This is a genomic window from Leifsonia sp. Y862, assembly GCF_057669585.1.
The window spans coordinates 1,186,215-1,210,706 of record NZ_JBYHFR010000001.1 but is presented as its reverse complement, the minus strand read 5'-3'; the positions used below and the strand labels follow the sequence as shown (position 1 = coordinate 1,210,706).

The following is a 24,492-nucleotide window of genomic DNA, read 5'->3' as shown; positions in this document are numbered from 1 at the left end:
CTTGATTTCGGCGTCAGGCTCGACGCCACAGCACCGGTTTGTGCGCGATATTCACCGCGTATGTCACCGATTGCAGAACTGCTCGTTGCACAAAAACTGCACTTAAGGAGTGTCACCAATGGCTACCAAGCCCACTGGCATCATTGACCCGCCCATCGACGACCTGCTGTCCAAGGTCGACTCCAAGTACGCGCTGGTCATCTTCGCGTCCAAGCGTGCTCGTCAGATCAACGACTACTACGCTGACCTGCACGAGGGCAGCCTGTTCGACAACGTCGGCCCGCTGGTCGACTCGACCATCGACGACAAGCCGCTTTCTGTGGCACTGCGCGAGATCAACGAGGACAAGCTCGTTGCGCGCCCCATCGTCGAGTAGTTCCTCGAGTAACTGAAATCTGAGCACGAGCGCGTACGGTGTTGACTCCTCGCACGATTGTCGTCGGTATCACCGGTGGCATCGCAGCGTATAAGGCAGTCAACGTCGTACGCGCTTTTGTGTTGCAGGGGCACTCAGTGCACGTCGTTGCCACGGAGGCCGCCCTGCGGTTCGTTGGCAAGCCGACGCTGGAAGCCATATCCAGAAACCCGGTGCACACCGACCTCTACGAGGGCGTCGCCGAGGTGCGGCACGTGGCCATCGGCCAGTCTGCCGACCTCATCGTCATCGCCCCTGCCACCGCGAACACCATCGCGAAGCTTGCGGCCGGCATCGCCGACGACCTGCTCGGCAACACGGTGCTGGCCAGCACCGCTCCCATCGTCATTGCTCCTGCGATGCACACCGAGATGTGGAACAACGCCGCAACAGTGGCGAATGTCGCGACCCTGCGCTCCCGCGGCATCACCATCGTGGGTCCTGGCTTCGGCCAGTTGACCGGCAGCGATGTGGGCGCTGGCCGGATGGAAGAACCAGAGGTCATCGTGGAACGCGCCATGGCCGTCCTCGAAGGCGAACCGGCGCTCCAGCGTGACCTGGTCGGTACCCGCGTCCTGATCAGCGCCGGCGGCACCAGAGAGCCACTCGACCCCGTCAGATTCCTCGGCAACCGCTCGAGTGGCAGGCAGGGCGTAGCGCTGGCGACGGCGGCAGCTGCGCGCGGGGCATCCGTTGTGCTCGTCGCTGCCCACCTCGAGGTGGCTGTTCCGGCCAACATCACGGTGCACACTGCCGGCACGGCGCAGGAGCTTGAGCAGGTCATGCGCGAAGAGAGTGCGAATGCCGACGTGGTCATCATGGCTGCTGCGGTGGCCGACTACCGCCCTGACGAGATTCGCGAAGGCAAGATCAAGAAAGAAGACACCGGCGACACCCTCACCCTGACGCTGGTGAAGAACCCAGACGTGCTGGCCGGCCTGGTCGCCGAGCGAAAGCCAGGACAGGTCATCGTCGGTTTCGCGGCTGAAACCGAGCAGGATGCCGCTGCACTTCTGGAGCTTGGCCGCGCCAAGGTTTCCCGCAAGGGCTGCGACCTGCTCGTCGTGAACCGCGTGGGCTGGACGCAGGGCTTTGCCACAGAGCGCAATGAGGTCATGATCCTCGATGCCCGCGGAGATATAGTAAAAGAGGCTTCCGGCAGCAAAATGTCGGTGGCCAATCGCATTCTTGATGTGATCGTTGAGCTCGATTCCTCACTCAACTAGCATCTCCCTCGATTAATACAGATGGGCCCCATGAGCGACCTTCGCCTCTTCACTTCCGAATCCGTGACGGAAGGTCACCCAGACAAGATCTGTGACCAGATTTCCGACTCAATCCTCGACGCACTGCTGGCGGAAGACCCGCACAGCCGTGTCGCGGTGGAAACACTCGTCACGACGGGCCTGGTCCACGTTGCAGGCGAGGTCACGACTGAGGCCTACGTCGAGATCCCGTCCATCGTGCGGAAGACCATCACCGACATCGGCTACAACTCGTCTGATGTCTGGTTCGATGGCCGCTCCTGCGGTGTCGAGATCTCCATCGGCGGCCAGTCACCCGACATCGCCCAGGGCGTCGACAACGCGTTCGAGACCCGCGAAGAAGACAGCGTCGACGATTTCGACCGACAGGGCGCCGGTGACCAGGGCATCATGTTCGGGTACGCAACGACAGAAACCCCGTCGCTGATGCCGATTCCCATCTGGATCGCGCACCGCCTCGCGGAGCGCCTCGCCGCCGTGCGCAAGTCTGGCGAACTCACCTACCTTCGTCCAGACGGCAAGACCCAGGTCACCATCGGCTACGACGGCATCATCCCGCGCACCGTCGAGACAGTCGTCGTGTCGACGCAGCACGCACCTTCGGTGTCAACGCACCGCCTGCGCGCCGAGATCGAAGAGCTGGTCATCCGCCCCGTTCTCGCCGGTGTCGAGCTGGAGTCAGCCGGCGCCACCGCGCTCATCAACCCGACAGGCCGCTTCGAGATCGGTGGCCCGCAGGGCGACGCCGGCCTCACCGGCCGCAAGATCATCATCGACACGTACGGGGGAGCGAGCCGCCACGGTGGTGGCGCATTCAGTGGCAAGGACCCGTCGAAGGTTGACCGTTCCGCCGCGTACGCCATGCGCTGGGTGGCCAAGAACGCCGTCGCCGCCGGCCTCGCCGAGCGCCTCGAGGTGCAGATTGCGTACGCAATCGGCAAGGCGGCACCCGTCGGGCTGTACGTGGAGACGTTCGGCACCGGCGCGCTCCCAGACGACCAGATCACCGCTGCGATCCGTGAGGTGTTCGACCTGCGTCCGGCTGCGATCATCCGCTCACTCGACCTGCTGCGCCCCATCTACGCGCAGACGGCCACCTACGGTCACTTCGGCCGCGAGCTGCCCGACTTCACGTGGGAACGCCTCGACAGGGTCGACGACCTGAGAAGCGCAGCCGGGCTCTGACGATGACGCGCACCGGCCGTGTGGCGCGGGTGCTCATCGACTCACCGCTGCCGCAGCTCGACCACCTGTTCGACTACAGCATCCCTGCGGAGCTCGAGTCCGTTGCCCTGCCAGGGGTGCGGGTGAAGGTGCCGTTCCGCGCCGGCCGCATCGCCGACGGGTACCTCATCGAGGTGATTGATACTGCGGCTTCGTCGGCGGTGACCTCGGACGGCGATCAGGGTCTCCTGCCGCCGGGAACGGATGCGACCCCTGACGTGGCCTTCAGCGGCAAGCTGAGTCCACTCGACTCTGTCGTCTCGCCCGTGCAGGTGCTCACCCCTGAGGTGGCGAAACTGGCCCGCGCCCTCGCCGACCGTGCCGCAGGGAACGCGAGTGATGTCATCCGCTTGGCTGTGCCGAACCGACAGGTGCGTGCGGAGAAGGCCTGGCTGGCCGCGCGTGCTGCGGCGGCAGAGGCGGCGGATGCTGCGGGCGCAGAGCCTGCTCCTGAACCCGCGGACCTGGCTGTGTCGGCGCTGACAGCTGTCGGCTTCGAGGGGTACAGCGCCGGCGTCTTCGACCAGCTGGTTGCTGAGCAGCAGCGTGCCGCGGTTGCGGCCGTTCCGCGCCTGGTCGAACTGGCAAGTGGTGCCACTGTCGGCCACTGGGCACGCACGCTGGCCGAACTTGCGGTCGTCACCCTCCGCTCCGGACGCTCCGCACTGCTCGTGCTGCCCGACTATCGCGACCAGGACCAGGTTGAGGGCGCGTTGGCCGAACTCGTTCCGGCGTCAAGCGTCAGCAGGGTCGATGCCAGACAGACGGGAGCAGAGCGCTATCGCGCCTTCCTCGCCTGCCTCGAGCCGGAACCCCGCATTGTGATCGGCAACCGATCTGCCGTGTATGCCCCTGCCCACAACCTCGGCCTCATCGCTCTCTGGGACGACGGCGACCCGCTACACGCCGAGCTGCACAGCCCGTACGTGCATGCCAGGGATGCCGCGCTTGTGCGCCAGCAGGAATCCGGCTGCGCGCTGGCCTTCTTCGGTCATTCCCGCAGTGTGGAGACCCACAGGCTCGTTGAGCTCGGCTGGCTGGGCGAGATTCATCCAGAGCGGGTCGTGCACCCGAAAGTCATCCCCACCGCGTACCAGGCGTCTGACGACGAGCAGGCCAGGGTGGCACGAATCCCCACCGCTGCCTGGCGGGCCGCCAAAGAAGCTCTGGCTTTCGGCCCCGTCCTCGTGCAGGTTGCCAGCCCTGGCTATGCGCCTGTGCTCGCCTGCCAGACCTGCAAGCAGTCCGCGCGCTGCACCCACTGCCAGGGACCGCTCGGCCTGGCCACCAAGGGCGCGACGCCGTCGTGCCGCCTGTGCGGCGCCCTGGCTGTCTCGTGGCAGTGCAGTCACTGCGAAGGCCGCACGTTCCGTCTCGTCACGGTGGGCACCGCGCGCACGGCCGAAGAACTGGGCCGGGCGTTCCCTGGGGTACTCATCGTCATCGCCGACGGCGAACACACCATCCAGAACATCGGCGCGAGTCCTGCCCTGGTGATCGCGACCCGCGGTGCTGAGCCGATCCCCACCGGCGGCTATCGTGCGATCCTGCTGCTCGACGGTGAGCGGATGCTGGCCCGTGAGTCACTGCGCGTTGGCGAAGATTGCCTGCGCTGGTGGTCGAATGCCGCGGCTATGGCAGCGCCAGGAGCATCCGTCGTGCTCGTCGGCGTCGGGGGCGACCTGGCGCGCGCGCTCAACACCTGGCAGCCGGAGGCGTACGCGGGCAGCGAGCTCGCCGACCGCCGGACGCTCAGGTTCCCGCCAGCGGTTCGGGTGGCCTCTGTGATCGGCACAGACGCCGATGTCGCCGCAGCTGTCACCGAATTCAGCGACCAGCCCGGCATCGACGTGCTCGGTCCCGTGCCTGCCGATGCGGGCAAGGTGCGTGCTGTCGTGCGATTCGCGTACGCCTCAGGCGACGCCGTTGCCCACAGCCTGAAGGCGGCCGTGGTACGCAATGCCTCGCAGCGTCGAAAACGAACAGGGGGCGCCGCCTTTGTGCCGACCCCGACGCTCAAGGTGCGGTTCGACGACCCGGAGTTCGGCTAGCGGCTGCAACTGATCAGTCGGTAGACAGCGAGGACGGGACCCCCAGTGAATGCGAGGCCCCGTCACGACGACAGCTCAAACGCGACCGCGTTGCTATGTGGCGCTGGGCTTGGCGGATGCCGTGCTGGCCGATGCGCCGCCGGCAAGCGGGCCGAACGACATGTCGACCTCAGCCATCTCCATGACCGCGGTGGCCTCGATCAGTTCAAGCAGCGCAGGGTCGAGCCCTGGCGAGAACTCCTCGAGCCGTTCGGCGGCGATCACCGACGGGACTCCCTCAGGAGCCTGCTCGCTGGCGTCGAGGGTTGTACCGTCCCCAGAGGGCGAGAGCCCCTGGAAGATGCGGCCGGCCTCTGACTGGTCCGCGAGGTCGAACGTGTATTGCTTGCTCTGCAGTCCGAGGTCGACCAGCCGCTTCACTTCGGGGAACTTCTCTGCGTTGGTCTTCGGTATCGGCAGAGTCGCTTTCCAATTGACGCCGAGCGTCTCGAGCGCCTTCGCGTACGCGTTCTCGTGCGCCTGGTCGCGCACAATCAGGTAGGCGATGGTTGACCGCGCGGTGGCGTTGTCCGTCATCTCGTAGATCCGACACTTCTGCAACCGACCCGTCGACTCGAGCATGAGGTTGTAGATCAGGTCGAGTACCAGGTTCCCGGAGTTGTAGACGTAGCTGCCGCTCCACGGATTGCCAGCAGCATCCACGGGCAATGCACCCTGCGCGCCGACCAGGTAGTGGTGGATGTTGCTCTCTGACAATGCAATCTTCAGGGGCGTTGCCCCCTTCGCGCCCGGGGTGTCAAGCGGGTCGGTCAGCTTGCCCTTATAACGCGGTGACCCGTCGAGTAGCCGGGAGATCGTCGTGCCGATCAACTCCACATGACTGATCTCTTCTGTTCCGATGCCCTGCAACAGGTCACGGTACGGTTTGGCGTTCGGGCCGCGGAAATTAATGCTCTGAAACAGGTATTGCATCATGGTGCGCATCTCGCCGAACTGGCCACCGAGGCCTTCCTGCAGGGCGTTGGCGGCGGCTGGATCCGGCTCGTCAACCGCGATCTCGTTGATCAATTGCTGCACGTGAAAATACATAGTTCCTCCGATGATGGGTGGTATTCACGGTCAAGCTGGTTCATGTTGATCCGCCGATACGGTACGTCCGGTGTACAAGTTGGACAAGGCATTGCCGCCCCGCGGCCACATGGGGTAAATGCTCAAAACCGTGTCGTATCCGCTGCCTGACATCTGCCACGCGACCCGTGGGAGTTCGCGGAGGTCCTGCTCGTGCCGGAGAATAGACGCAAGGAGTGTCGCCCGATGTGACAAGCATCTCGATACTCGGATCTGATTCTTCAACCCGGAGCTGTTCTCACCATGAAACTCGTCTTCGCTGGCACTCCGCTGCCCGCGGTCCCTTCCCTGGAAGCGCTCATCGCCTCCGACCACGAGGTGGCAGCGGTCATCACCCGGCAAGACGCCGAACTCGGACGGAAGCGCGTTCTCACGCCCTCACCCGTCGCGACTGTCGCGGCGAGCAACGGCATCCCTCTCATCAAGGCCAACCGGCTCGACGACGCGGCGACAGAGGCCGTTCGTGCCATCCAGCCAGACCTCGGTGTCATCGTCGCCTATGGGGGACTCGTCCGCGAGCCCCTGCTGTCGGTGCCGAGGCTCGGCTGGATCAACCTGCACTTCTCCCTGCTGCCGCGATGGCGCGGAGCGGCGCCCGTTCAGCACGCCGTCATTGCCGGCGAGCAGGAGACCGGCGCTGCCGTCTTCCAGCTGGTTCCCGCACTGGATGCCGGACCGGTCTTCGGCATGATCCACGAGCGGATCGGTGCTGACCAGACGGCCGGCGAGCTGCTCGAATCCCTCGGGGTGAGCGGCGCAGAGCTGCTCGTGCGTGTAGTCGACCAGCTGGCCGACGGAACAGCCAGGTCGCTGGAGCAGGTCGGAGAGGTCACCCTGGCCCCCAAACTCGGCCTCACCGATGCGCGCATCGACTGGACCACAACAGCGGATGCCGTCTACCAGCGGGTCCGCGGCGTCACGCCGGAACCCGGTGCGTTCACGATGATCGGCGATACGCGCCTGAAGCTGATTCAGCTGGCGCGCCCGGCAACGGAAGTGGGAGACGTCTCGCTGCCAGCCGGCGTCATCCGCTTGGTGGATGGCGCGGTTCTCATCGGCACTGGAACGACGGCCCTTGAGCTCGTGACGGTGCAGCCGGCCGGCAAGAAACCTATGCGTGCCACCGACTGGTGGCGCGGACTCGCAACAGAAGAAGTGGTGGCATCATGAGCGGCGACGACAGCACCAAGGGGCGTCCAGCTCAGCGGAACGGCGGCCAGCGCAGCGACCGCTCAGGGTCAGGGCAGGCCTCGCGGTCGCAGTCCCGGCCCCCGGCCGACTTCGTGCAGCCGGCCAGGCGGGTTGCATACGAGGTGATCGCTGCCGTGCGTGAGTCTGACGCATACGCGAACCTGCTGCTCCCCACCAAGATCAATCGCGCAGCGCTGAACTCGGCCGATGCCGGGCTCGCCACAGAGCTCACCTACGGCACCCTCCGGATGCAGGGCTACTACGACCGCGTGATCTCCCTGGCGGCGGCCCGCCCGGTCACCGCTATCGATCCAGCGGTGCTCGACGTGCTGCGCCTCGGTACGCACCAGCTGCTCTCCACCCGAGTCGCAACGCACGCCGCCGTGAACGAATCGGTGTCGCTGGCTCGCCAGGTGGCATCGCGGTCGGCTGTTGGCTTCTGCAACGGGGTGCTCCGCACCATCTCCCGCACGAGCGCCGACGAGTGGCGCGAACGCGTGCTCTCAGAGGCAACGACAGTCGACGACCGCCTCGCCGCCGAGTACTCGCACCCGGCGTGGGTGGTACGTGCATTCCGCCAGTCGTTGAAGGCCGAGGGTCGTGAGCATGAGCTCGTCGACCTGCTGGCTGCCGACAACGCAGCGCCGCGCGTCAACATGGTTGCCCTGCCAGGCCTGGTTCCGGCCGAAGAGGTGCTGACCCTGGGGGAGCCAGACCTGTACTCGCCGACCGGGTTCGTGCTCGACGGGGGAGACCCCCTCGACATGGTCACGTACTTCGACGGCCAGGTGCGCGTGCAGGATGAGGGCTCGCAGCTTGCCGCCCTCGCACTGTCCCGTGCCCGTGCCGTGCAACAGGGCGAGCGATGGCTCGACCTGTGTGCGGGCCCTGGCGGCAAGGCCGTGCTGCTCGCAGCAGAGGCCGCGCTGGGCGGCGCGGAACTCATCGCCAACGAGATCGTCCCAGCCAGGGCTCAACTGGTGCGGAATGCCCTGGCCGCCGTTCCAGAGGACGTTCCGGTCTGGGAGCTTGACGGCACCACGATCGGCCAGAAGCATCCAGAGGCCTTCGACCGCATCCTGCTCGACGCACCGTGCACCGGCCTCGGCGCCCTGCGCCGTCGCCCTGAAGCACGCTGGCGCAAGCAGCCGAGCGACGTCGCTGCGCTCTCCGGCCTGCAGTCGTCGCTCATCGACAGCGCCCTCGGTGCGCTGAAGCCCGGCGGCATCCTCGCGTATGTCACGTGCTCTCCGCACATCGCCGAGACCCGTGGCATCGTGGCCACCGCCCTGAAGAAGTGGAGCGGTCGCGCCACAGAACTCGATACCACTGCTGTCGTACGATCGGTGAGCCGCACCGAACTCGACCTGCCAGACGGCGGCACAAGTGTGCAGCTCTGGCCGCACCGCCAGGGCACGGACGCCATGTTCATCACCCTCATCGAACGCACCAGCTGATCCAGGAGCCGACAATGCCGACCAGAATCAACCCCAGCATCCTCGCTGCCGACTTCGCCAATTTCGAAAGCGAACTGGGTCGCATCAGCACCGCTGACCTCGTGCACGTCGACATCATGGACAACCACTTCGTGCCGAACCTCACCTTCGGCCTGCCGATGGTGCAGCGCCTGCAGGAGGTGTCGCCGATCCCGCTCGACGTGCACCTCATGATCGACGACCCGGACCGCTGGGCTCCCGGTTACGCCGAGGCCGGCGCGTTCTCTGTGACGTTCCACGCAGAGGCGGCAGCGGATGCCGTCACGCTGGCTCGAAAACTCCGCTCCATCGGCTCGCGGGCCGGAATCGCGCTGAAGCCAGGCACGGCCATTGAGCCGTACCTCGAGTTGCTGCCGGAGTTCGACCAGGTGCTGATCATGACGGTGGAGCCAGGCTTCGGCGGCCAGAGCTTCATGGAATCGACGATGCCGAAGCTCCGCACGCTCTCGGCTGCCGTCGAGAGCGCGGGTCTAGATGTCTGGATGCAGGTCGACGGCGGCGTCACGGTCGACACGATCGGCATCGCGGCTGAAGCAGGCGCGAACACCTTCGTCGCCGGATCCGCTGTCTTCAGGGGCGACCCTGCAGAGCAGATCGCGCTGCTGCGAGCCACGGCCGACGCACACACCCACGCCCACTAGCGCGCCCCTCGCAACGATGCCGGAGACGCGTGCGCCGGTGACGCCCAGCAGAGCCTAGTAACCTGTACCTGTGAAGAATTTCGACGAGCTTTTTGCTGAACTCCGCGAGAAGGCAGAAACCAGGCCCGTTGGTTCAGGGACGGTCCGGGAACTGGATGCGGGCGTTCACGCCATCGGAAAGAAAATTGTGGAGGAGGCCGCCGAAGTATGGATGGCGGCCGAGTACCAGAGCGATGATGAGACGGCGGAGGAGATCTCCCAGCTCATCTACCACCTGCAGGTCATCATGCTGGCCAAGGGACTGAGTCCCGCTGACATCTACCGACATCTGTAAACGGTCACCCACCGCTACAGAAAACAGTCGATCATGATCTCAGAAAGTAACGCCATGCCCAGTAGCTCAACGCTCAGAATTGCGATACCCAACAAGGGTTCGCTGTCCGAAACCGCCGCCCAGATGCTGTTCGAGGCCGGATACACCGGCCGGCGCGACCCGCGAGACCTCGTCGTCTCCGACCCGCGCAACAACGTCGAATTCTTCTACCTGCGTCCCCGCGACATCGCCACCTACGTCGGCTCAGGTGCGCTTGACGTCGGCATCACCGGCCGCGACCTGCTCCTCGACTCGCACTCGAGTGCCGCAGAGATCGCCAGCCTCGATTTCGGCTCATCCACCTTCCGCTTCGCAGGCCCCGCCGGTCGGTTCACGCAGCTCTCCGATCTGCAGGGCCTCCGCGTCGCCACCAGCTACCCTGGCCTCGTCGGTTCGTTCCTCGCCACGCACGACGTGAGTGTCGAACTCGTCACCCTCGACGGCGCCGTCGAATCCGCCGTGCAGCTCGGCGTAGCGGATGCCGTCGCCGACGTCGTCTCCACCGGCTCGACCCTGAAGAAGGCCGGCCTCGAGATCTTCGGACCCGTCATCCTCGAGTCGACCGCAGTGCTGATCAGCTCGACCAACGAGAACCCGGGCATCGCGACGCTGCTGCGCCGCCTGCAGGGCGTTCTCGTCGCACGCCAGTATGTGCTGATGGATTACGACATCCCGAAGAACAAACTCGACGCAGCCTGCGAACTCGCTCGAGGCATCGAGTCACCGACGGTGTCATCGCTGCACGACCCTGAGTGGGTCGCCGTGCGGGTCATGCTCCCGCGCACCGACATGAACAACGTCATGGATGCGCTCTACGAGCTTGGCGCACGCGCCATCCTGGTCAGCAGCATCCACAACGCGCGCCTGTAGTGGAGGGGGCATCGTGACACTGTCCGTACGCGTCATTCCGTGCCTCGACGTGGCCAATGGCCGTGTCGTCAAGGGCGTCAATTTCCAGAACCTGCGGGATGCGGGTGATCCTGTCGAACTCGCCAAGCTCTACGCAGAGCAGGGCGCAGACGAACTGACGTTCCTCGACGTCTCCGCGACCGTCGACAACCGAGCCACCACCTACGACGTGGTGCGCGCCACGGCAGAGCAGGTCTTCATCCCGCTCACCGTCGGCGGCGGCATCCGTAGCGTCGAAGACGTGTCGCGCCTGCAGGCCAGCGGTGCAGACAAGGTGGGCGTGAACAGTGCTGCCATCGCGCGCCCAGCACTGCTCACCGAGATCGCCGACAGGTTCGGCGCCCAGGTGCTGGTGCTCTCACTCGATGTCAAACGTTCAGACCGTACAGAATCCGGCTTCGTGGTGACCACGCACGGCGGGCGCACAGAGACCGATCTCGACGCCCTGGCCTGGGCTGCAGAGGCCATCGAACTGGGCGCGGGGGAGTTGCTCGTCAACTCCATCGACGCCGACGGGACCAAGCAGGGGTTCGACACAGAGCTCATTGCGCTGATGCGGTCCATCAGCAGCGTGCCCGTGATCGCGTCAGGCGGCGCAGGCAAGGCGTCAGACTTCCCGCCCGCGATCGCGGCCGGCGCGGATGCTGTGCTTGCGGCATCCGTTTTCCACAATAGGGAATTGACGATCAATGACGTCAAACAGGAACTGGCAGAGGCCGGAATGGTGGTGCGCTGATGGATGCCGCGTTGATGGATGCCAATGAGGCACTCTCGCGAGCGGCGTTCAACGCCGATGGGCTGCTTCCCGCGATCATCCAGCAGTGGGACACCCGTGAGGTGCTCATGCTCGGCTGGATGGATGCAGAGGCGTTGCGTCGCACTCTCACCGAGGGGCGCGTGACGTTCTGGTCGCGCAGCCGCCAGGAATACTGGCGGAAGGGCGACACATCGGGGCACGCCCAGTTCGTGCGCTCAGCCGCCCTCGACTGCGACGACGACACGCTGCTCGTTGAGGTCGAACAGGTCGGGGCAGCCTGCCACACGGGCAGCCGCACCTGCTTCGATGGACGCGGTATCGATGTCGTCGAGGGAGCTGCAGCATGAGTGCGGGTTTCGGCCAGACAGCCGGCTCCACCACGCAGGAGCAGTTCGCTGCGCTGGCCGATCGTGCCAGCGGCCATCGCGTCATCCCTGTGATCAGGGAATTGTTCGCAGACGGTGAAACCCCTGTCGGCATCTACCGCAAGCTTGCCAACGGCACGCCGGGCAGCTTCCTGCTCGAGTCAGCAGAGCAGGGCGGCATCTGGTCGCGCTTCTCGTTCGTCGGAGTCTCGTCGTTCGGCGTGCTCACCCAGCACGACGACGAGGTGCGCTGGCTCGACTACGGCCTCTCTGCCGAACGCGCCCTCGGCGACACCATCGAGCGCGGACCTCTTGTCGCCCTCGCGCACCTGTACGAGCAGTGGCAGACCCCGCGGCTGCCTGAGCACCCGCCGCTCACCGGCGGTCTCGTCGGCTTCATCGGCTGGGAGGCGATCAGGCAGATCGAACGCCTGCCGCACCAGCCCCCCGCCGACTACTCGGTTCCCGGCCAGGCGTTCAGCTTTGTCGCTGACCTCGTTGTCATCGACCACAAGTACGGCACTGTGCAGCTCATCGCCAATGTGCTGAACGACGGCGTGCAGTCCGCTGATGAGCAGTGGGCGGATGCTCAAACCAGGCTTGATTCGCTGCAGGCTCGCCTTGCACAGCCGGCAGAGGCCTGGCTGGCCGACGTCGACCTGTCGACGGCGCCGAACCCGACGCACCGCACGGAGAAAGCCGACTTCCTGGCATCCGTCGATACGGCCAAGCAGCACATCGTCGACGGCGACATCTTCCAGGTCGTCATCTCGCAGCGCTTCGACCAGGAGTGCACCGCACACCCGATCGACGTCTACCGGGTGCTTCGCAGCCTGAACCCGAGCCCGTACATGTACCTGCTCAGCCTCGAATCACCGAGCAACGAGCCGTACTGGATCGTTGGGTCCTCGCCGGAGGCGCTGGTGAAGGTGCAGAACGACCGCGTTTTCACGCATCCGATCGCCGGTTCGAAGCCACGCGGCACCACCCCTGAGGCCGACGCAGACTTTGAAACCGAACTCGTCGGAGACGCCAAGGAACGCGCAGAGCACCTGATGCTCGTCGACCTGTCGCGCAACGACCTGGCGAAGGTCTGTGCAGCTGGGTCCGTCGAGGTGACGGAGTTCATGCGCATTGAGCGCTTCAGCCACATCATGCACCTGGTCTCGTCCGTCGAAGGAAACCTGCTGCCAGACAAGAGCGCCATCGATGTTTTCCGGGCAACGTTCCCAGCTGGCACACTTTCCGGAGCGCCGAAGCCACGCGCGCTGGAGATCATCGATGCCCTCGAGCCGGCACAGCGCGGCGTGTACGGGGGAGTCGTCGGCTACTTCGGGTTCGCCGGAGACGCCGACCTCGCCATCGCCATCCGCACCGCGACGATCGCGAACGGCGTGGCCAGGGTGCAGGCAGGCGGCGGCCTCGTCGCCGACTCCGACCCGGCATCCGAATACCAGGAATCACTGAACAAGGCAGCTGCGCCACTGCGCGCCGTTGCCGTCGCCAACGCAATGCGAAGGGTCAACTAGTGCAGAGTGCACGCCGGATCAAGCTCGGCTTGATCCTCTTCATCCTGGTCTCCAGCGCCGTGGTTCTCCTCGCGTGGACACAAAACTGGGTACACGTCACCATCGGAGCGGATACCGGCAGCGAGATCGCGCTGACCGTCGACGGCGCAACGGCATCGCCGGCGCTGACCGCCCTTGCGCTGGCGGGCATCGCCCTGGCCGGCGCGCTCACGATCGCCGGTCCGGTCATCCGCCTGATTCTCGGCGTTCTGGAGATTCTCATCGGGGTGTCCGTGTTCATCGCATCGGTCAGCGTCGTGCAGTCCCCAGCAGCCGCCAGTGGGCCGGCCGTGACAGAGGCCACCGGAATCGCGGGGAACCACTCGATCCTGCTCACCGTGACCGACGCGTCAGTCACGGCCTGGCCGTACGTGGCCATCGTCGGTGCCGTGCTCATGCTCATCGCCGGACTGGCCGTGATCGTGACCGCGCGCCGGTGGCCTGGTCCGACCAAGCGTTTCCAGCCCGTTGCCCTTGCCCCCGTTGATGCCGCCTCGGCGGCTGCGCTGGCAGCGACCCACGCCACGGGAAACGCGGCTGTGGCAGCGGATGGCGCGTTGGGCGTGACCGCTGAAGCCGGCCCCGAAGCCGATTCCGAAGCCGATGCCGCAGCGGATGCCGTGGTTGACTGGGACGAACTGAGCCGCGGCGAAGACCCCACAGCTCCGTAATTACGGCGAAGAACCACCCAGGCGGGGGCATCGTGACTGATCCAGCCCGTTTCGAACCGCTAGACTAAAACCTGCACTTGAAAGCGTAAAGAGGAGAACAATGAGCGTCGAGTCAGTAGACCCTGGTCACGGCCATTCGCCGGCGGCATGGACCGCTGTCACGATCATGCTGGTGGCTTTCACCATCGGCACAGTCGCATTCTTTTTTGACGTTCAGTGGTTGGTCTGGGCTTCGGCCGGCCTCCTCGTCGTCGGCGCAATCGTAGGTTGGATCCTCGCTCGCGTTGGATACGGAGTCGACACGACCGCGCCAAGCGGTCACTGACCACGTGCTGAACGGATCACAGTGCTGAACGACCTCCTGGCCGGGGCACTCGCAGACGCAGACATGCGTCGTGCAACCCGGTCGTTTGCCAGCGTTGAAGCCGCTGCCCTCGCGCAGCGACCGGCGCTCGACGCGCTTCACGCACTCTCGCCGGCCGACCAGGTCAAGATCATCGCAGAGGTCAAGCGGGCCAGCCCGTCTCGTGGTGCGCTGGCCGAGATCCGTGATCCGGCCTCCCTGGCGTTGTCGTACGAGACTGGTGGCGCAAGCGCCATCAGTGTGCTCACGGAAGGCCGCCGTTTCAAGGGCTCGCTGGACGACCTGGAGCAGGTCCGCGCTGCGGTCTCCATCCCGGTTCTCCGCAAGGACTTCATTGGCGACCCTTACCAGGTCTTCGAAGCACGCGCTGCTGGGGCCGACCTTGTGTTGCTCATTGTGGCCGCGCTCGACCAGCAGGTGCTCAGCTCACTGCACGATCTCATCCGTGAGCTCGGCATGACGGCACTCGTCGAGACACACAGCGCCGACGAGGTGAGCAGGGCGATCGACATCGGCGCCGGCGTCATCGGCGTCAATGCACGAAACCTCTCGACGTTCGAACTTGACCAGGACCTCTTCGGCTCCCTGGCAGACCAGATTCCCTCCGGCATCGTTCGCATTGCAGAATCAGCGGTGAAGACCGCTGCCGACGTCGCCCACTATCGCGCCGCAGGCGCCGACGTTGTCCTCGTCGGTGAGGCGCTGGTGACCAGCGACCCCATTCGCACCCTCACCGAGTTCCTGTCGGTCTAACCCAAGTTCCTGGCGGTCTATCCATGTCTCTTCGCTCGCAATCCGGCCCGTATTTCGGAGACTTCGGTGGCAGGTTCGTGCCGGAGTCGCTGGTAGCGGCCCTCGACGAGTTGACGGCAGAGTACGCCGTTGCCCGCGCCGACCCGGCGTTCGCCGCCGAACTGGCCGCACTGCAGCGCTCGTACATCGGGCGCCCCTCACTCATCACAGAGGTGCCGCGCTTCGCGGAACACGCCGGTGGCGCACGCGTCATCCTGAAGCGTGAAGACCTGAACCACACCGGTTCGCACAAGATCAACAATGCGATCGGCCAGGTGCTCCTCACCCGTCGCATCGGCAAGACCCGCGTCATCGCAGAGACCGGTGCAGGCCAGCACGGTGTCGCCACCGCAACGGCCGCTGCGCTGTTCGGCCTCGACTGCGTCATCTACATGGGCGAGGTCGACACGGAGCGCCAGGCGCTGAACGTCGCCCGCATGCGCCTGCTCGGTGCTGAAGTCGTGTCGGTGACCGCTGGGTCACGCACGCTCAAGGACGCCATCAACGACGCCATGCGTGACTGGGTCACCAACGTCGAGAACACCAACTACATCTTCGGAACGGCGGCAGGCCCGCATCCGTTCCCCGCCATGGTGCGCGACTTCCAGACCGTCATCGGCGAGGAGGCACGCCAGCAGGTCCTCGATCTCACCGGTCGCCTCCCAGACGCTGTCGCGGCCTGCGTTGGCGGCGGCTCGAACGCCATCGGAATCTTCGAGGCGTTCCTCGACGACACAGACGTGGCGCTCTACGGCTACGAAGCAGCTGGGGAGGGCGTTGAAACCCTCCGCCACGCCGCCACGATCACCAAGGGGCGCCCCGGTGTGCTCCACGGTGCCCGCAGCTTCCTGCTGCAGGACGAAGACGGCCAGACCGTCGAATCGCACTCCATTTCGGCCGGCCTCGACTACCCGGGCGTCGGCCCTGAGCACTCCTGGCTCGCCAGCATCGGGCGCGCCACCTACCTGCCGGTAACGGATGCCGCTGCCATGGACGCATTGCGCCTCCTCAGCCGCACAGAGGGCATCATCCCTGCCATCGAATCGTCGCACGCCCTGGCCGGCGTGCTGGATCTCGGCAAGGAACTCGGCCCTGAGTCCGTCATCCTGGTGAACCTCAGCGGGCGTGGCGACAAAGACATGGAAACTGCAGGTCGGTACTTCGACCTGATCGATGAAGGCGCGGAACAGTCGTGAGCACGAGCAGCAGCACGGTCGAATCCACCATTGCCGCCCGCAGGGCAGCCGGTGGCGGCGCACTGATCGGCTACCTGCCCGTTGGGTTCCCGAGTCTCGGCGAAAGCATCGACGCCGCCGTCGCCCTCGTCGACAACGGCGTAGACATCATTGAGCTCGGCCTGCCGTATTCCGACCCGGTCATGGACGGTCCTGTCATCCAGGCGGCAACCCAGCGTGCACTGGCAGACGGCTTCCGTCTGCGTCACGGCATTGAAGCCGTCGCGGCGATCACCGCACAGGTGAGCGCCCCCGTGCTTGTCATGACGTACTGGAATCCCATCGTGCAGTACGGCGTTGAGCGCTTTGCCGACGACCTCGCGGCAGCCGGCGGGGCCGGCCTCATCACGCCGGACCTCATCCCCGATGAAGGCGCAGACTGGATCGCCGCCAGTGAGCGCACCGGGCTTGACCGGGTCTTCCTGGCTGCACCGTCGTCGTCCGACGCCCGCCTCGCGCAGGCTGTCGAGGCGAGCCGCGGCTTTGTATATGCGGTATCCACCATGGGTATCACCGGTGCGCGGAGTGATGTTGACTCTGCCGCACGCGTCCTCATCGAACGCCTGCGTGCCGCAGGCTCCACGAGCGCCTGCGTCGGCCTTGGCATCTCAACGGCCGAACAGGTACGCGAGATCCTCGGCTACGCCGATGGCGCGATCGTGGGTTCTGCTCTCGTGAAGGCGCTGTCAGACGGGGGAGTGGACGCCGTTGGCGCCCTCGCTCGTGAACTGGCGGCAGGCTCCCGTGACGTGGCGCGCACGAACTAGGGTAAATTGACCACGGCGGCTCCAGAGAGCCGTCATCTGGTGGCGTCATGTCACGACGAAAGGTATTGCACAGGTGTCAGTTCTCTCGACTTCCGTGATGATGAGCATTCCGAGCCCCAGCTGGAGCTACTTCGACCTCGGGCCGTTCCGTATCCACGCCTACGCCCTGTGCATCCTTGTCGGCATCATCGCCGCGACGATCATGACGTCGCGTCGCCTCACCAAGCGCGGCGCTGAACCGGGGATCGTGCTTGACATCATTCTCTGGGCTGTCCCGCTCGGCATCATCGGTGCCCGGATTTACCACGTGCTCACGCACCCCGGTGACTACTTCTACGACGGCGCCGACCTGCTGCGCACCCTGTACATCTGGGAGGGCGGCAACGCCATCTTCGGTGCGCTCATCGGTGGCGCAGTCGGTGCCTTCATCGGATGTCGGATGACAGGCATCCGCTTCTGGTCGTTCGCCGATGCACTGGCTCCCGGCATGCTGCTGGCGCAGGCACTCGGACGCGTTGGCAACTGGTTCAACCACGAACTCTTCGGAGTGCCGACCACCCTGCCGTGGGGCCTCGAGATCGAGTCGACCAACCCGGCATTCCCCGTCGGCTTGCCGGAGGGCACGCTGTTCCAGCCCACGTTCCTCTACGAGATCATCTGGAACCTGGTCGGCGTCGCCGTCATCCTCTTCCTCGAGCGCAAGCTCACCCTGCGCTGGGGCAAGGCATTTGGCGTCTACCTCATCTGGTACGGCGTCGGACGCACGTTCTTCGAGTCGATTCGCGTTGACCCGAGCGAGATCTTCCTTGGCATCCGCACCAACATCTGGGCGTCATTCCTGGCGATCCTGATCGGCATCGTCATCATTTGGGTGCAGCACCGCCGCCACGCAGGCGTGGAACTCAGCCCGTATGTGCCGGGTCGCGAGTGGGTTGCACCCGACCCTGAGGTAGAATCTGACGACGACTCGAATGCGTCGGATCAGAGCGATGGAGCTGCTGGCCGTGCCGAGTCTGCAGAGTCCCCGGCCACAAGCCCGCGCGACTCTCACGTCTAGGCCTGGATTACCCCTCCCCATCCTGTTCACGGTAGAGGCTCAGCAACACCGAGCGCCGTGCAAAACTTCCTTCAGTGGGCCAATGTCGTCCCTCCGTGCCAATCATTCTGTGAGGACGGTCCAGTGGATTCACAATCGTCGGTTTTCGAACCAACAGCCCCGCAAACTGCAGTACCCGCTCTAGACGCGGCGACTTCGCCGTTCGCTCGCTTCGGCAGTGCCCCCGCCAAGCAGGGTCTCTACGACCCTGCCGCTGAGAAGGACGCCTGCGGCCTGGCTATGGTCGCGACCCTTCGCGGCACAGCCGGCCATGACATCATCACCGCGGCTCTCGACGCGCTGCGGAACCTTGAGCACCGCGGTGCTGTCGGATCCGATGCCGGTACCGGCGACGGTGCAGGCATCATCACCCAGATCCCGGATGCGTTCCTGCGCGCCGTCACGGATTTCGACCTTCCCCAGGTCGGTCGTTACGCCGTTGGCAACGTTTTCCTGCCGACAGACCCCACGTCGCGAAGCGCCATCAAGCGTCAGATCGCCTCAATCGCGGCAAGCGAGGGCCTGCAGGTGCTCGGCTGGCGCGAAGTTCCTGTGCGTCCAGACGAGGTCGGCAACCTCGCCAGGGCAGCGATGCCGGCCATCCAGCAGCTGTTCGTGCAGAGCATCCACACGACCGAGACCGGTGCGCTTGTCTCTGGTATCCAGCTCGACCGCCAGACGTTCCGCCTGCGGAAGCGTGCTGAGCGCGAACTCACCATCTACTTCTCGTCGCTGTCGTGCCGCACACTGGTCTACAAGGGCATGGTCACAACGCTGCAGCTCGAGCCGTTCTACCCCGACCTGTCAGACGATCGGTTCACGTCGACACTTGCTCTCGTGCACTCCCGCTACTCCACGAACACGTTCCCGTCGTGGCCACTGGCCCAGCCGTTCCGCATGATCGCCCACAACGGTGAGATCAACACCGTGCAGGGTAACCGCAACTGGATGCGTGCCCGCCAGTCGCAGCTCGAGTCTGAGCTGCTCGGCGACATGGCTCCGCTGCTGCCGATCGTCACACCAGGCGCCAGTGACTCCGCCTCATTCGATGAGGTTGTCGAGCTGCTGAGCCTCAGTGGCCGTTCGCTGCCGCACGCGATCATGATGATGGTCCCCGAGGCGTGGGAGAACCAGCCAGACCTCGACCCTGAGCGTCGCGCGTTCTACGAGTACCACTCGATGCTCATGGAGCCGTGGGACGGACCAGCCGCCATCGTCTTCACTGACGGCTCACTCGTCGGTGCAACACTCGACCGCAATGGGCTGCGCCCAGGCCGATACGTGATCACCGACGACGGTCTCGTCGTGCTCGCCAGCGAGATCGGCGTGCTCGATATCGACCCGAGCAAGATCGTACGCAAGGGGCGTCTGCGCCCAGGCAAGATGTTCCTCGTCGACACCAAGGCCGGTCGGTTGATCGAAGACGACGAGATCAAGGCAGAGCTGTCTGCGGCAGAACCCTGGAGCGAGTGGCTCGACGAGGGCCGCATCAACCTCAAGGACCTCCCTGAACGGGAGCACATCGTGCACCCGCCGGCATCCGTCGTTCGTCGCCAGCGCACCTTCGGCTACACAGAAGAAGAAGTGCGCATCATCCTGTCGCCGATGGCGCGCACCGGCGCAGAGCCGCTCGGTGCCATGGGATCTGACACGCCCATCGCCGTGCTGAGCGAGCGTCCTCGCCTGCTGTTCGACTACTTCACGCAGCAGTTCGCGCAGGTCACGAACCCGCCGCTCGACTCCATCCGCGAAGCCGTCGTCACCTCACTGAAGCTGGGCCTTGGTCCAGAGCGCAACCTGCTGAGCGTCGGCCCTGAGCACGCCCACCAGGTCGTCCTCGACTTCCCGGTGATCGACAATGACGAACTGGCCAAGATCCAGCACATCGACACGCGTCCAGGCAGCAGCACGACGACGACAGTTCGCGGGCTCTACCGGTTCGACGATGGACCGGATGCGCTGGCCAACCGTCTCACGGCCCTCTGCGCTGAGGTTGACGAAGCCATCGACGCCGGCGCGCTGTTCATCGTGCTGTCAGACCGTGACTCCAACAAGGACCTCGCACCGATCCCGTCGCTGCTGATGATCTCCGCGGTGCACCACCATCTCATCCGCACCGAGAACCGCATGAAGGTCGGCATCGTCGTCGAGGCCGGCGATGTGCGCGAAGTCCACCATGTCGCACTGCTGATCGGCTACGGCGCCTCGGCGGTCAACCCGTACCTGGCCATGGAGACGTGCGAAGACCTCGTCCGCAGCGGCATGATCACCAACGTGTCAGCCGAACAGGCTGTGCGCAACGTCATCAAGGCGCTCGGCAAGGGTGTCCTGAAGATCATGTCGAAGATGGGCATCTCCACGGTGTCGTCCTATGCGGGAGCGCAGGCCTTCGAAGCCGTCGGACTCAGCCAGGACTTCGTCGACAGCTACTTCACCGGCACAACGAGCAAGCTCGGCGGCATCGGCATCGATGTCATTGCCGCAGAGAACCTGGCGCGCCACACGCAGGCATACCCAGCGGATGCCGCTGTGCGCGCTCACGAGCGCCTGGACACTGGCGGTGAGTACCAGTGGCGTCGCGACGGGTCCCCGCACCTGTTCAACCCTGAGACGATCTTCCGCCTGCAGCACTCGACCAGGACTCGTCGCTACGACATCTTCCGGGAGTACACCAAGCTGGTCGACGACCAGGCAGAGACACTCATGACCCTGCGCGGCATGTTCTCCTTCAACGCCGGAGCTCGGAAGCCCATCCCTCTCGATGACGTGGAATCGGTCGCGTCTATCGTCAAGCGGTTCTCCACCGGCGCGATGAGCTACGGCTCCATCTCCCAGGAGGCCCACGAGACTCTGGCCATCGCGATGAACCGCCTCGGCGCGAAGTCCAACACCGGTGAGGGCGGCGAAGACCTCGACCGACTGCTCGACCCTGAGCGTCGGAGTGCGATCAAGCAGGTCGCCTCAGGTCGTTTCGGTGTGACGAGCATGTACCTCACGCACGCAGAGGACATCCAGATCAAGCTCGCCCAGGGCGCCAAGCCCGGCGAGGGCGGCCAGCTGCCGCCGACGAAGGTGTACCCGTGGGTGGCTCGCACACGCCACGCCACGGCCGGCGTCGGACTCATCTCGCCGCCCCCTCACCACGACATCTACTCGATCGAAGACCTCAAGCAGCTCATCTTCGACCTGAAGCGCGCGAACCCGAAGGCACGCATCCACACCAAGCTGGTCAGCCAGTCCGGTATTGGTGCCGTCGCTGCCGGTGTCGCGAAGGCGCTGTCAGACGTCATCCTGGTGTCCGGTCATGACGGAGGAACGGGTGCAAGCCCGGTCAACTCCCTGAAGCACGCCGGAACGCCATGGGAGCTCGGCCTTGCTGAGACCCAGCAGACCCTGATGCTGAACGGCATGCGCGACCGCGTTGTCGTGCAGGTCGACGGTCAGCTGAAGACCGGCCGCGACGTCATCATCGGCGCGCTGCTCGGTGCAGAAGAGTTCGGTTTCGCCACCGCTCCTCTCGTCGTTGAAGGCTGCATCATGATGCGCGTCTGCCACCTCGACACCTGCCCCGTCGGCGTGGCCACCCAGAACCCTGAACTGCGCAAGCGCTTCAGCGGCAAGGCTGACTACGTGGTGAACTTCTTCGAGTTCATCGCCCAGGAAGTGCGTGAGTACCTGGCTGAGCTCGGTTTCGCGAGCCTCGAAGAGGCCATTGGCCACCGTGAGGTGCTCGACGTGAACCGCGCAGTCGACCATTGGAAGGCATCCGGTCTCGATCTGGCGCCGATCCTCGTCGGACCAGACTTCTCTGATTCAGAGCCACGCCAGTCGGCCAGGGAGCAGGAGCACGAACTCGAGAAGCACTTCGACAACGAGCTGATCAAGCTGAGCGCCAGCGTGCTGGAGCACGGCGGACACGTCGACATCGCGCTGCCGATCCGCAACACGGAGCGTGCCGTCGGCACCATGCTCGGGCATGAGGTCACCCTGCGCCACGGCGTCAACGGCCTGCCGACCGGTTCCATCGAGGTCACACTCACCGGCAGTGCCGGCCAGTCGTTCGGTGCATTCCTGCCGGCCGGCATCACGCTGCGCCTCGAGGGCGACTCGAACGACTACGTCGGCAAGGGCCTCTCCGGTGGCCAGATCATCGTGCGCCCAGACAGGGCGAGCGTGTTCCGCGCTGAACGCAACGTCATCGCCGGCAACGTCATCGGCTACGGCGCCACCCAGGGCAGCATGTTCATCCGCGGCATCGTTGGTGAACGCTTCCTGGTTCGGAACTCCGGGGCGACGGCCGTCGTTGAGGGCGTGGGGGACCACGCACTCGAATACATGACAGGCGGCCTCGCGGTCATCCTGGGCACGACGGGCCGGAACCTCGGCGCAGGTATGTCCGGCGGCACCGCGTACGTATACGGCCTGCGCACCGAAGCGGTCAACAGCGATTCCCTGGACTCAGGCGAACTCGAGTTGCACCCGCTGGAGAGCGCCGACCGCGAGATCGTCCGCGATCTCCTCGAGCAGCACGTGGCCCACACAGACTCTGCGCTGGCCCGCACGATGCTCGCCGATTTTGACACCACATGTGCAACGTTCGTGAAGGTGCTGCCGCGTGACTACGCCGCCGTGCTCGCCACGAGGAAAACCGCTGTCGATGAGGGGCTCGACCCCGATGGCGACGTTGTCTGGAACCGCATCCTGGAGGTAACCAATGGCTGATCCGAAGGGATTCCTGAAGACCACAGAGCGCGAACTTCCGGCCCGTCGGCCGGTGTCCGTGCGCTTGATGGACTGGAAAGAGGTCTACGAGGCCGGTGATTCTGCCGTGCTCAAGCGCCAGGCAGGCCGCTGCATGGACTGCGGTGTGCCGTTCTGTCACCAGGGCTGCCCGCTCGGCAACCTGATTCCGGAATGGAACGACCTCACCTGGCGCGGAGAGGGTCACGCTGCAATCGAGCGACTGCACGCGACCAACAACTTCCCCGAGTTCACCGGCCGGCTCTGCCCGGCCCCCTGTGAGTCATCCTGCGTGCTCGGAATCAACCAGCCGGCTGTCACCATCAAGCAGGTCGAGGTGTCGATCATCGACCAGGCGTACGCCAACGGATGGGTACAGCCCCAGCCGCCAGGACGCCTCACGGGCAAGACGGTCGCCGTTGTCGGCTCAGGCCCAGCCGGCCTGGCCGCAGCCCAGCAGCTGACCCGTGCCGGTCACACCGTTGCTGTGTTCGAGCGCGATGACCGTATCGGCGGCCTGTTGCGATACGGCATCCCGGACTTCAAGATGGAGAAGAAGCACCTTGAGGCGCGCCTCGGCCAGATGACGGCCGAAGGAACCCGGTTCAGGGCAGGCGTCAACATCGGTGTCGACATCACGTGGGAAGACCTGCGCGCCCGGTATGACGCTGTTGTGGTCGCCACGGGTGCCATGGTGCCTCGGGACCTGCCGATCCCCGGCCGTGACCTGCCTGGCGTGCACTTCGCCATGGAGTACCTGGTGCAGCAGAACAAGGTCGGCGCCGGCGATACGGTTCCCTCCCAGATCAGCGCTGAGGGCAAGCACGTCGTTGTCCTCGGTGGTGGCGACACCGGAGCAGACTGCATCGGTACCGCGCACCGTCAGGGTGCGGCATCCGTCACCAACCTTGCGATCGGCAAGCAGCCAGGCACGACGCGCCCAGACCACCAGCCGTGGCCCCTGGCGCCGACACTGTTCGAGGTCTCCAGCGCCCACGAAGAAGGCGGCACGCGGGAGTACCTCGCATCGACGATCGAATTCCTCTCGAATGAGGTCGGAGAGGTGCGCGCGATTCGTGTTGCTGAAACCGAGTACCTGAACGGCAAGCGGGTTCCGAAGGCCGGTACCGAACGTGAGATTCCAGCAGACCTGGTGCTGCTGGCCCTCGGGTTCACCGGCCCTGAACCCGACGAACTCGCCTCTCAGCTGCAGCTTCCGTTCGACGGCAGGGGTAATGTCGAACGTGATGACGATTACCAGACGAGCCGCGAGGGAATCTTCGTTGCCGGTGACGCCGGCCGCGGCCAGTCACTCATCGTCTGGGCAATCGCGGAGGGTCGAGCTGCTGCTGCGGCCGTCGATCGATTCCTCGAAGGCGAGACCCAGCTGCCGGCTCCCGTCAAGCCAACCGATCGTGCATTCGCACTGTCCTAAATTTTTCAC

Annotated in this window: 21 protein-coding genes; 20 read left to right on the top strand and 1 reads right to left on the bottom strand. The window is 65.2% G+C overall.

Annotated elements, in window-relative coordinates:
• Window positions 1-118: 118 nt before the first annotated feature.
• From rpoZ to AC25Z0_RS05655, 4 genes are read left to right on the top strand one after another with little or no spacing between them, the layout of a single operon-like run.
• Window positions 119-376, top strand: a complete 258-nt coding sequence (rpoZ, locus tag AC25Z0_RS05670; RefSeq protein WP_488119221.1) for a DNA-directed RNA polymerase subunit omega — start codon at window positions 119-121, stop codon at window positions 374-376.
• 41 nt (window positions 377-417) lie between these two features.
• Window positions 418-1,641 carry a bifunctional phosphopantothenoylcysteine decarboxylase/phosphopantothenate--cysteine ligase CoaBC gene (gene coaBC / locus AC25Z0_RS05665; RefSeq protein ID WP_488119220.1) on the top strand — a complete coding sequence of 408 codons (1,224 nt, stop codon included), beginning with the start codon at window positions 418-420 and terminating at the stop codon, window positions 1,639-1,641.
• A 30-nt stretch (window positions 1,642-1,671) separates the two neighbouring features.
• Window positions 1,672-2,865, top strand: a complete 1,194-nt coding sequence (gene metK, locus AC25Z0_RS05660; RefSeq protein ID WP_488119219.1) for a methionine adenosyltransferase — start codon at window positions 1,672-1,674, stop codon at window positions 2,863-2,865.
• A gap of 2 nt (window positions 2,866-2,867) precedes the next feature.
• Window positions 2,868-4,955 carry a primosomal protein N' family DNA-binding protein gene (locus tag AC25Z0_RS05655; RefSeq protein ID WP_488132558.1) on the top strand — a complete coding sequence of 696 codons (2,088 nt, stop codon included), beginning with the start codon at window positions 2,868-2,870 and terminating at the stop codon, window positions 4,953-4,955.
• A gap of 93 nt (window positions 4,956-5,048) precedes the next feature.
• On the opposite strand, the gene AC25Z0_RS05650 is transcribed toward AC25Z0_RS05655, so the two are convergent.
• Window positions 5,049-6,044, bottom strand: coding sequence for a manganese catalase family protein (locus tag AC25Z0_RS05650; protein ID WP_488132557.1), 996 nt, complete (start codon window positions 6,042-6,044; stop codon window positions 5,049-5,051).
• 282 nt (window positions 6,045-6,326) lie between these two features.
• Between AC25Z0_RS05650 and fmt the strand changes: the two genes are divergently transcribed.
• From fmt to AC25Z0_RS05570, 16 genes are all read left to right on the top strand, one after another.
• Window positions 6,327-7,253, top strand: a complete 927-nt coding sequence (gene fmt, locus AC25Z0_RS05645; protein WP_488132556.1) for a methionyl-tRNA formyltransferase — start codon at window positions 6,327-6,329, stop codon at window positions 7,251-7,253.
• Window positions 7,250-8,731 (top strand): RsmB/NOP family class I SAM-dependent RNA methyltransferase, encoded by a 1,482-nt coding sequence (locus AC25Z0_RS05640; protein ID WP_488132555.1) that lies wholly within the window; start codon window positions 7,250-7,252, stop codon window positions 8,729-8,731. The genes fmt and AC25Z0_RS05640 overlap by 4 nt, the downstream gene beginning before the upstream one ends.
• Before the next feature lie 14 nt (window positions 8,732-8,745).
• Window positions 8,746-9,411, top strand: a complete 666-nt coding sequence (gene rpe / locus AC25Z0_RS05635; protein ID WP_488119214.1) for a ribulose-phosphate 3-epimerase — start codon at window positions 8,746-8,748, stop codon at window positions 9,409-9,411.
• A gap of 70 nt (window positions 9,412-9,481) precedes the next feature.
• Window positions 9,482-9,745: a phosphoribosyl-ATP diphosphatase gene (locus tag AC25Z0_RS05630; protein ID WP_488119213.1), complete on the top strand. Its 264-nt coding sequence runs from the start codon at window positions 9,482-9,484 to the stop codon at window positions 9,743-9,745.
• A 54-nt stretch (window positions 9,746-9,799) separates the two neighbouring features.
• Window positions 9,800-10,654: an ATP phosphoribosyltransferase gene (hisG, locus tag AC25Z0_RS05625; RefSeq protein WP_488119212.1), complete on the top strand. Its 855-nt coding sequence runs from the start codon at window positions 9,800-9,802 to the stop codon at window positions 10,652-10,654.
• Window positions 10,655-10,667: 13 nt separating this feature from the next.
• Complete coding sequence (gene hisF, locus AC25Z0_RS05620; protein ID WP_488119211.1) at window positions 10,668-11,429, top strand: imidazole glycerol phosphate synthase subunit HisF; 762 nt, start codon at window positions 10,668-10,670, stop codon at window positions 11,427-11,429.
• Window positions 11,429-11,797 (top strand): phosphoribosyl-AMP cyclohydrolase, encoded by a 369-nt coding sequence (hisI, locus tag AC25Z0_RS05615; protein ID WP_488119210.1) that lies wholly within the window; start codon window positions 11,429-11,431, stop codon window positions 11,795-11,797. Before hisF ends, hisI begins: the two co-directional genes overlap by 1 nt.
• Window positions 11,794-13,344, top strand: coding sequence for an anthranilate synthase component I (locus tag AC25Z0_RS05610; protein WP_488132554.1), 1,551 nt, complete (start codon window positions 11,794-11,796; stop codon window positions 13,342-13,344). Before hisI ends, AC25Z0_RS05610 begins: the two co-directional genes overlap by 4 nt.
• The gene (locus tag AC25Z0_RS05605; RefSeq protein WP_488119208.1) at window positions 13,344-14,054 is read left to right on the top strand and encodes a Trp biosynthesis-associated membrane protein; all 711 of its coding nucleotides are present in this window, start codon (window positions 13,344-13,346) and stop codon (window positions 14,052-14,054) included. Before AC25Z0_RS05610 ends, AC25Z0_RS05605 begins: the two co-directional genes overlap by 1 nt.
• Before the next feature lie 100 nt (window positions 14,055-14,154).
• On the top strand, window positions 14,155-14,379 hold the full coding sequence (locus AC25Z0_RS05600; protein WP_488119207.1) for a DUF6704 family protein: 225 nt from the start codon (window positions 14,155-14,157) through the stop codon (window positions 14,377-14,379).
• A gap of 21 nt (window positions 14,380-14,400) precedes the next feature.
• Entirely contained in the window at window positions 14,401-15,171 is a 771-nt protein-coding gene (trpC, locus tag AC25Z0_RS05595; RefSeq protein WP_488119206.1) for an indole-3-glycerol phosphate synthase TrpC, read from the top strand.
• A 23-nt stretch (window positions 15,172-15,194) separates the two neighbouring features.
• Window positions 15,195-16,406, top strand: a complete 1,212-nt coding sequence (trpB, locus tag AC25Z0_RS05590; RefSeq protein WP_488132553.1) for a tryptophan synthase subunit beta — start codon at window positions 15,195-15,197, stop codon at window positions 16,404-16,406.
• A complete protein-coding gene (gene trpA / locus AC25Z0_RS05585; RefSeq protein WP_488132552.1) occupies window positions 16,403-17,212 on the top strand; it encodes a tryptophan synthase subunit alpha in 810 nt (269 codons plus the stop codon). Before trpB ends, trpA begins: the two co-directional genes overlap by 4 nt.
• A 97-nt stretch (window positions 17,213-17,309) precedes the next feature.
• Window positions 17,310-18,269, top strand: a complete 960-nt coding sequence (gene lgt / locus AC25Z0_RS05580) for a prolipoprotein diacylglyceryl transferase (protein ID WP_488119203.1) — start codon at window positions 17,310-17,312, stop codon at window positions 18,267-18,269.
• A 123-nt stretch (window positions 18,270-18,392) separates the two neighbouring features.
• On the top strand, window positions 18,393-23,030 hold the full coding sequence (gltB, locus tag AC25Z0_RS05575) for a glutamate synthase large subunit (protein WP_488132551.1): 4,638 nt from the start codon (window positions 18,393-18,395) through the stop codon (window positions 23,028-23,030).
• Window positions 23,023-24,483 (top strand): glutamate synthase subunit beta, encoded by a 1,461-nt coding sequence (locus AC25Z0_RS05570; protein ID WP_488119201.1) that lies wholly within the window; start codon window positions 23,023-23,025, stop codon window positions 24,481-24,483. The genes gltB and AC25Z0_RS05570 overlap by 8 nt, the downstream gene beginning before the upstream one ends.
• The last annotated feature ends 9 nt before the right edge of the window (window positions 24,484-24,492 follow it).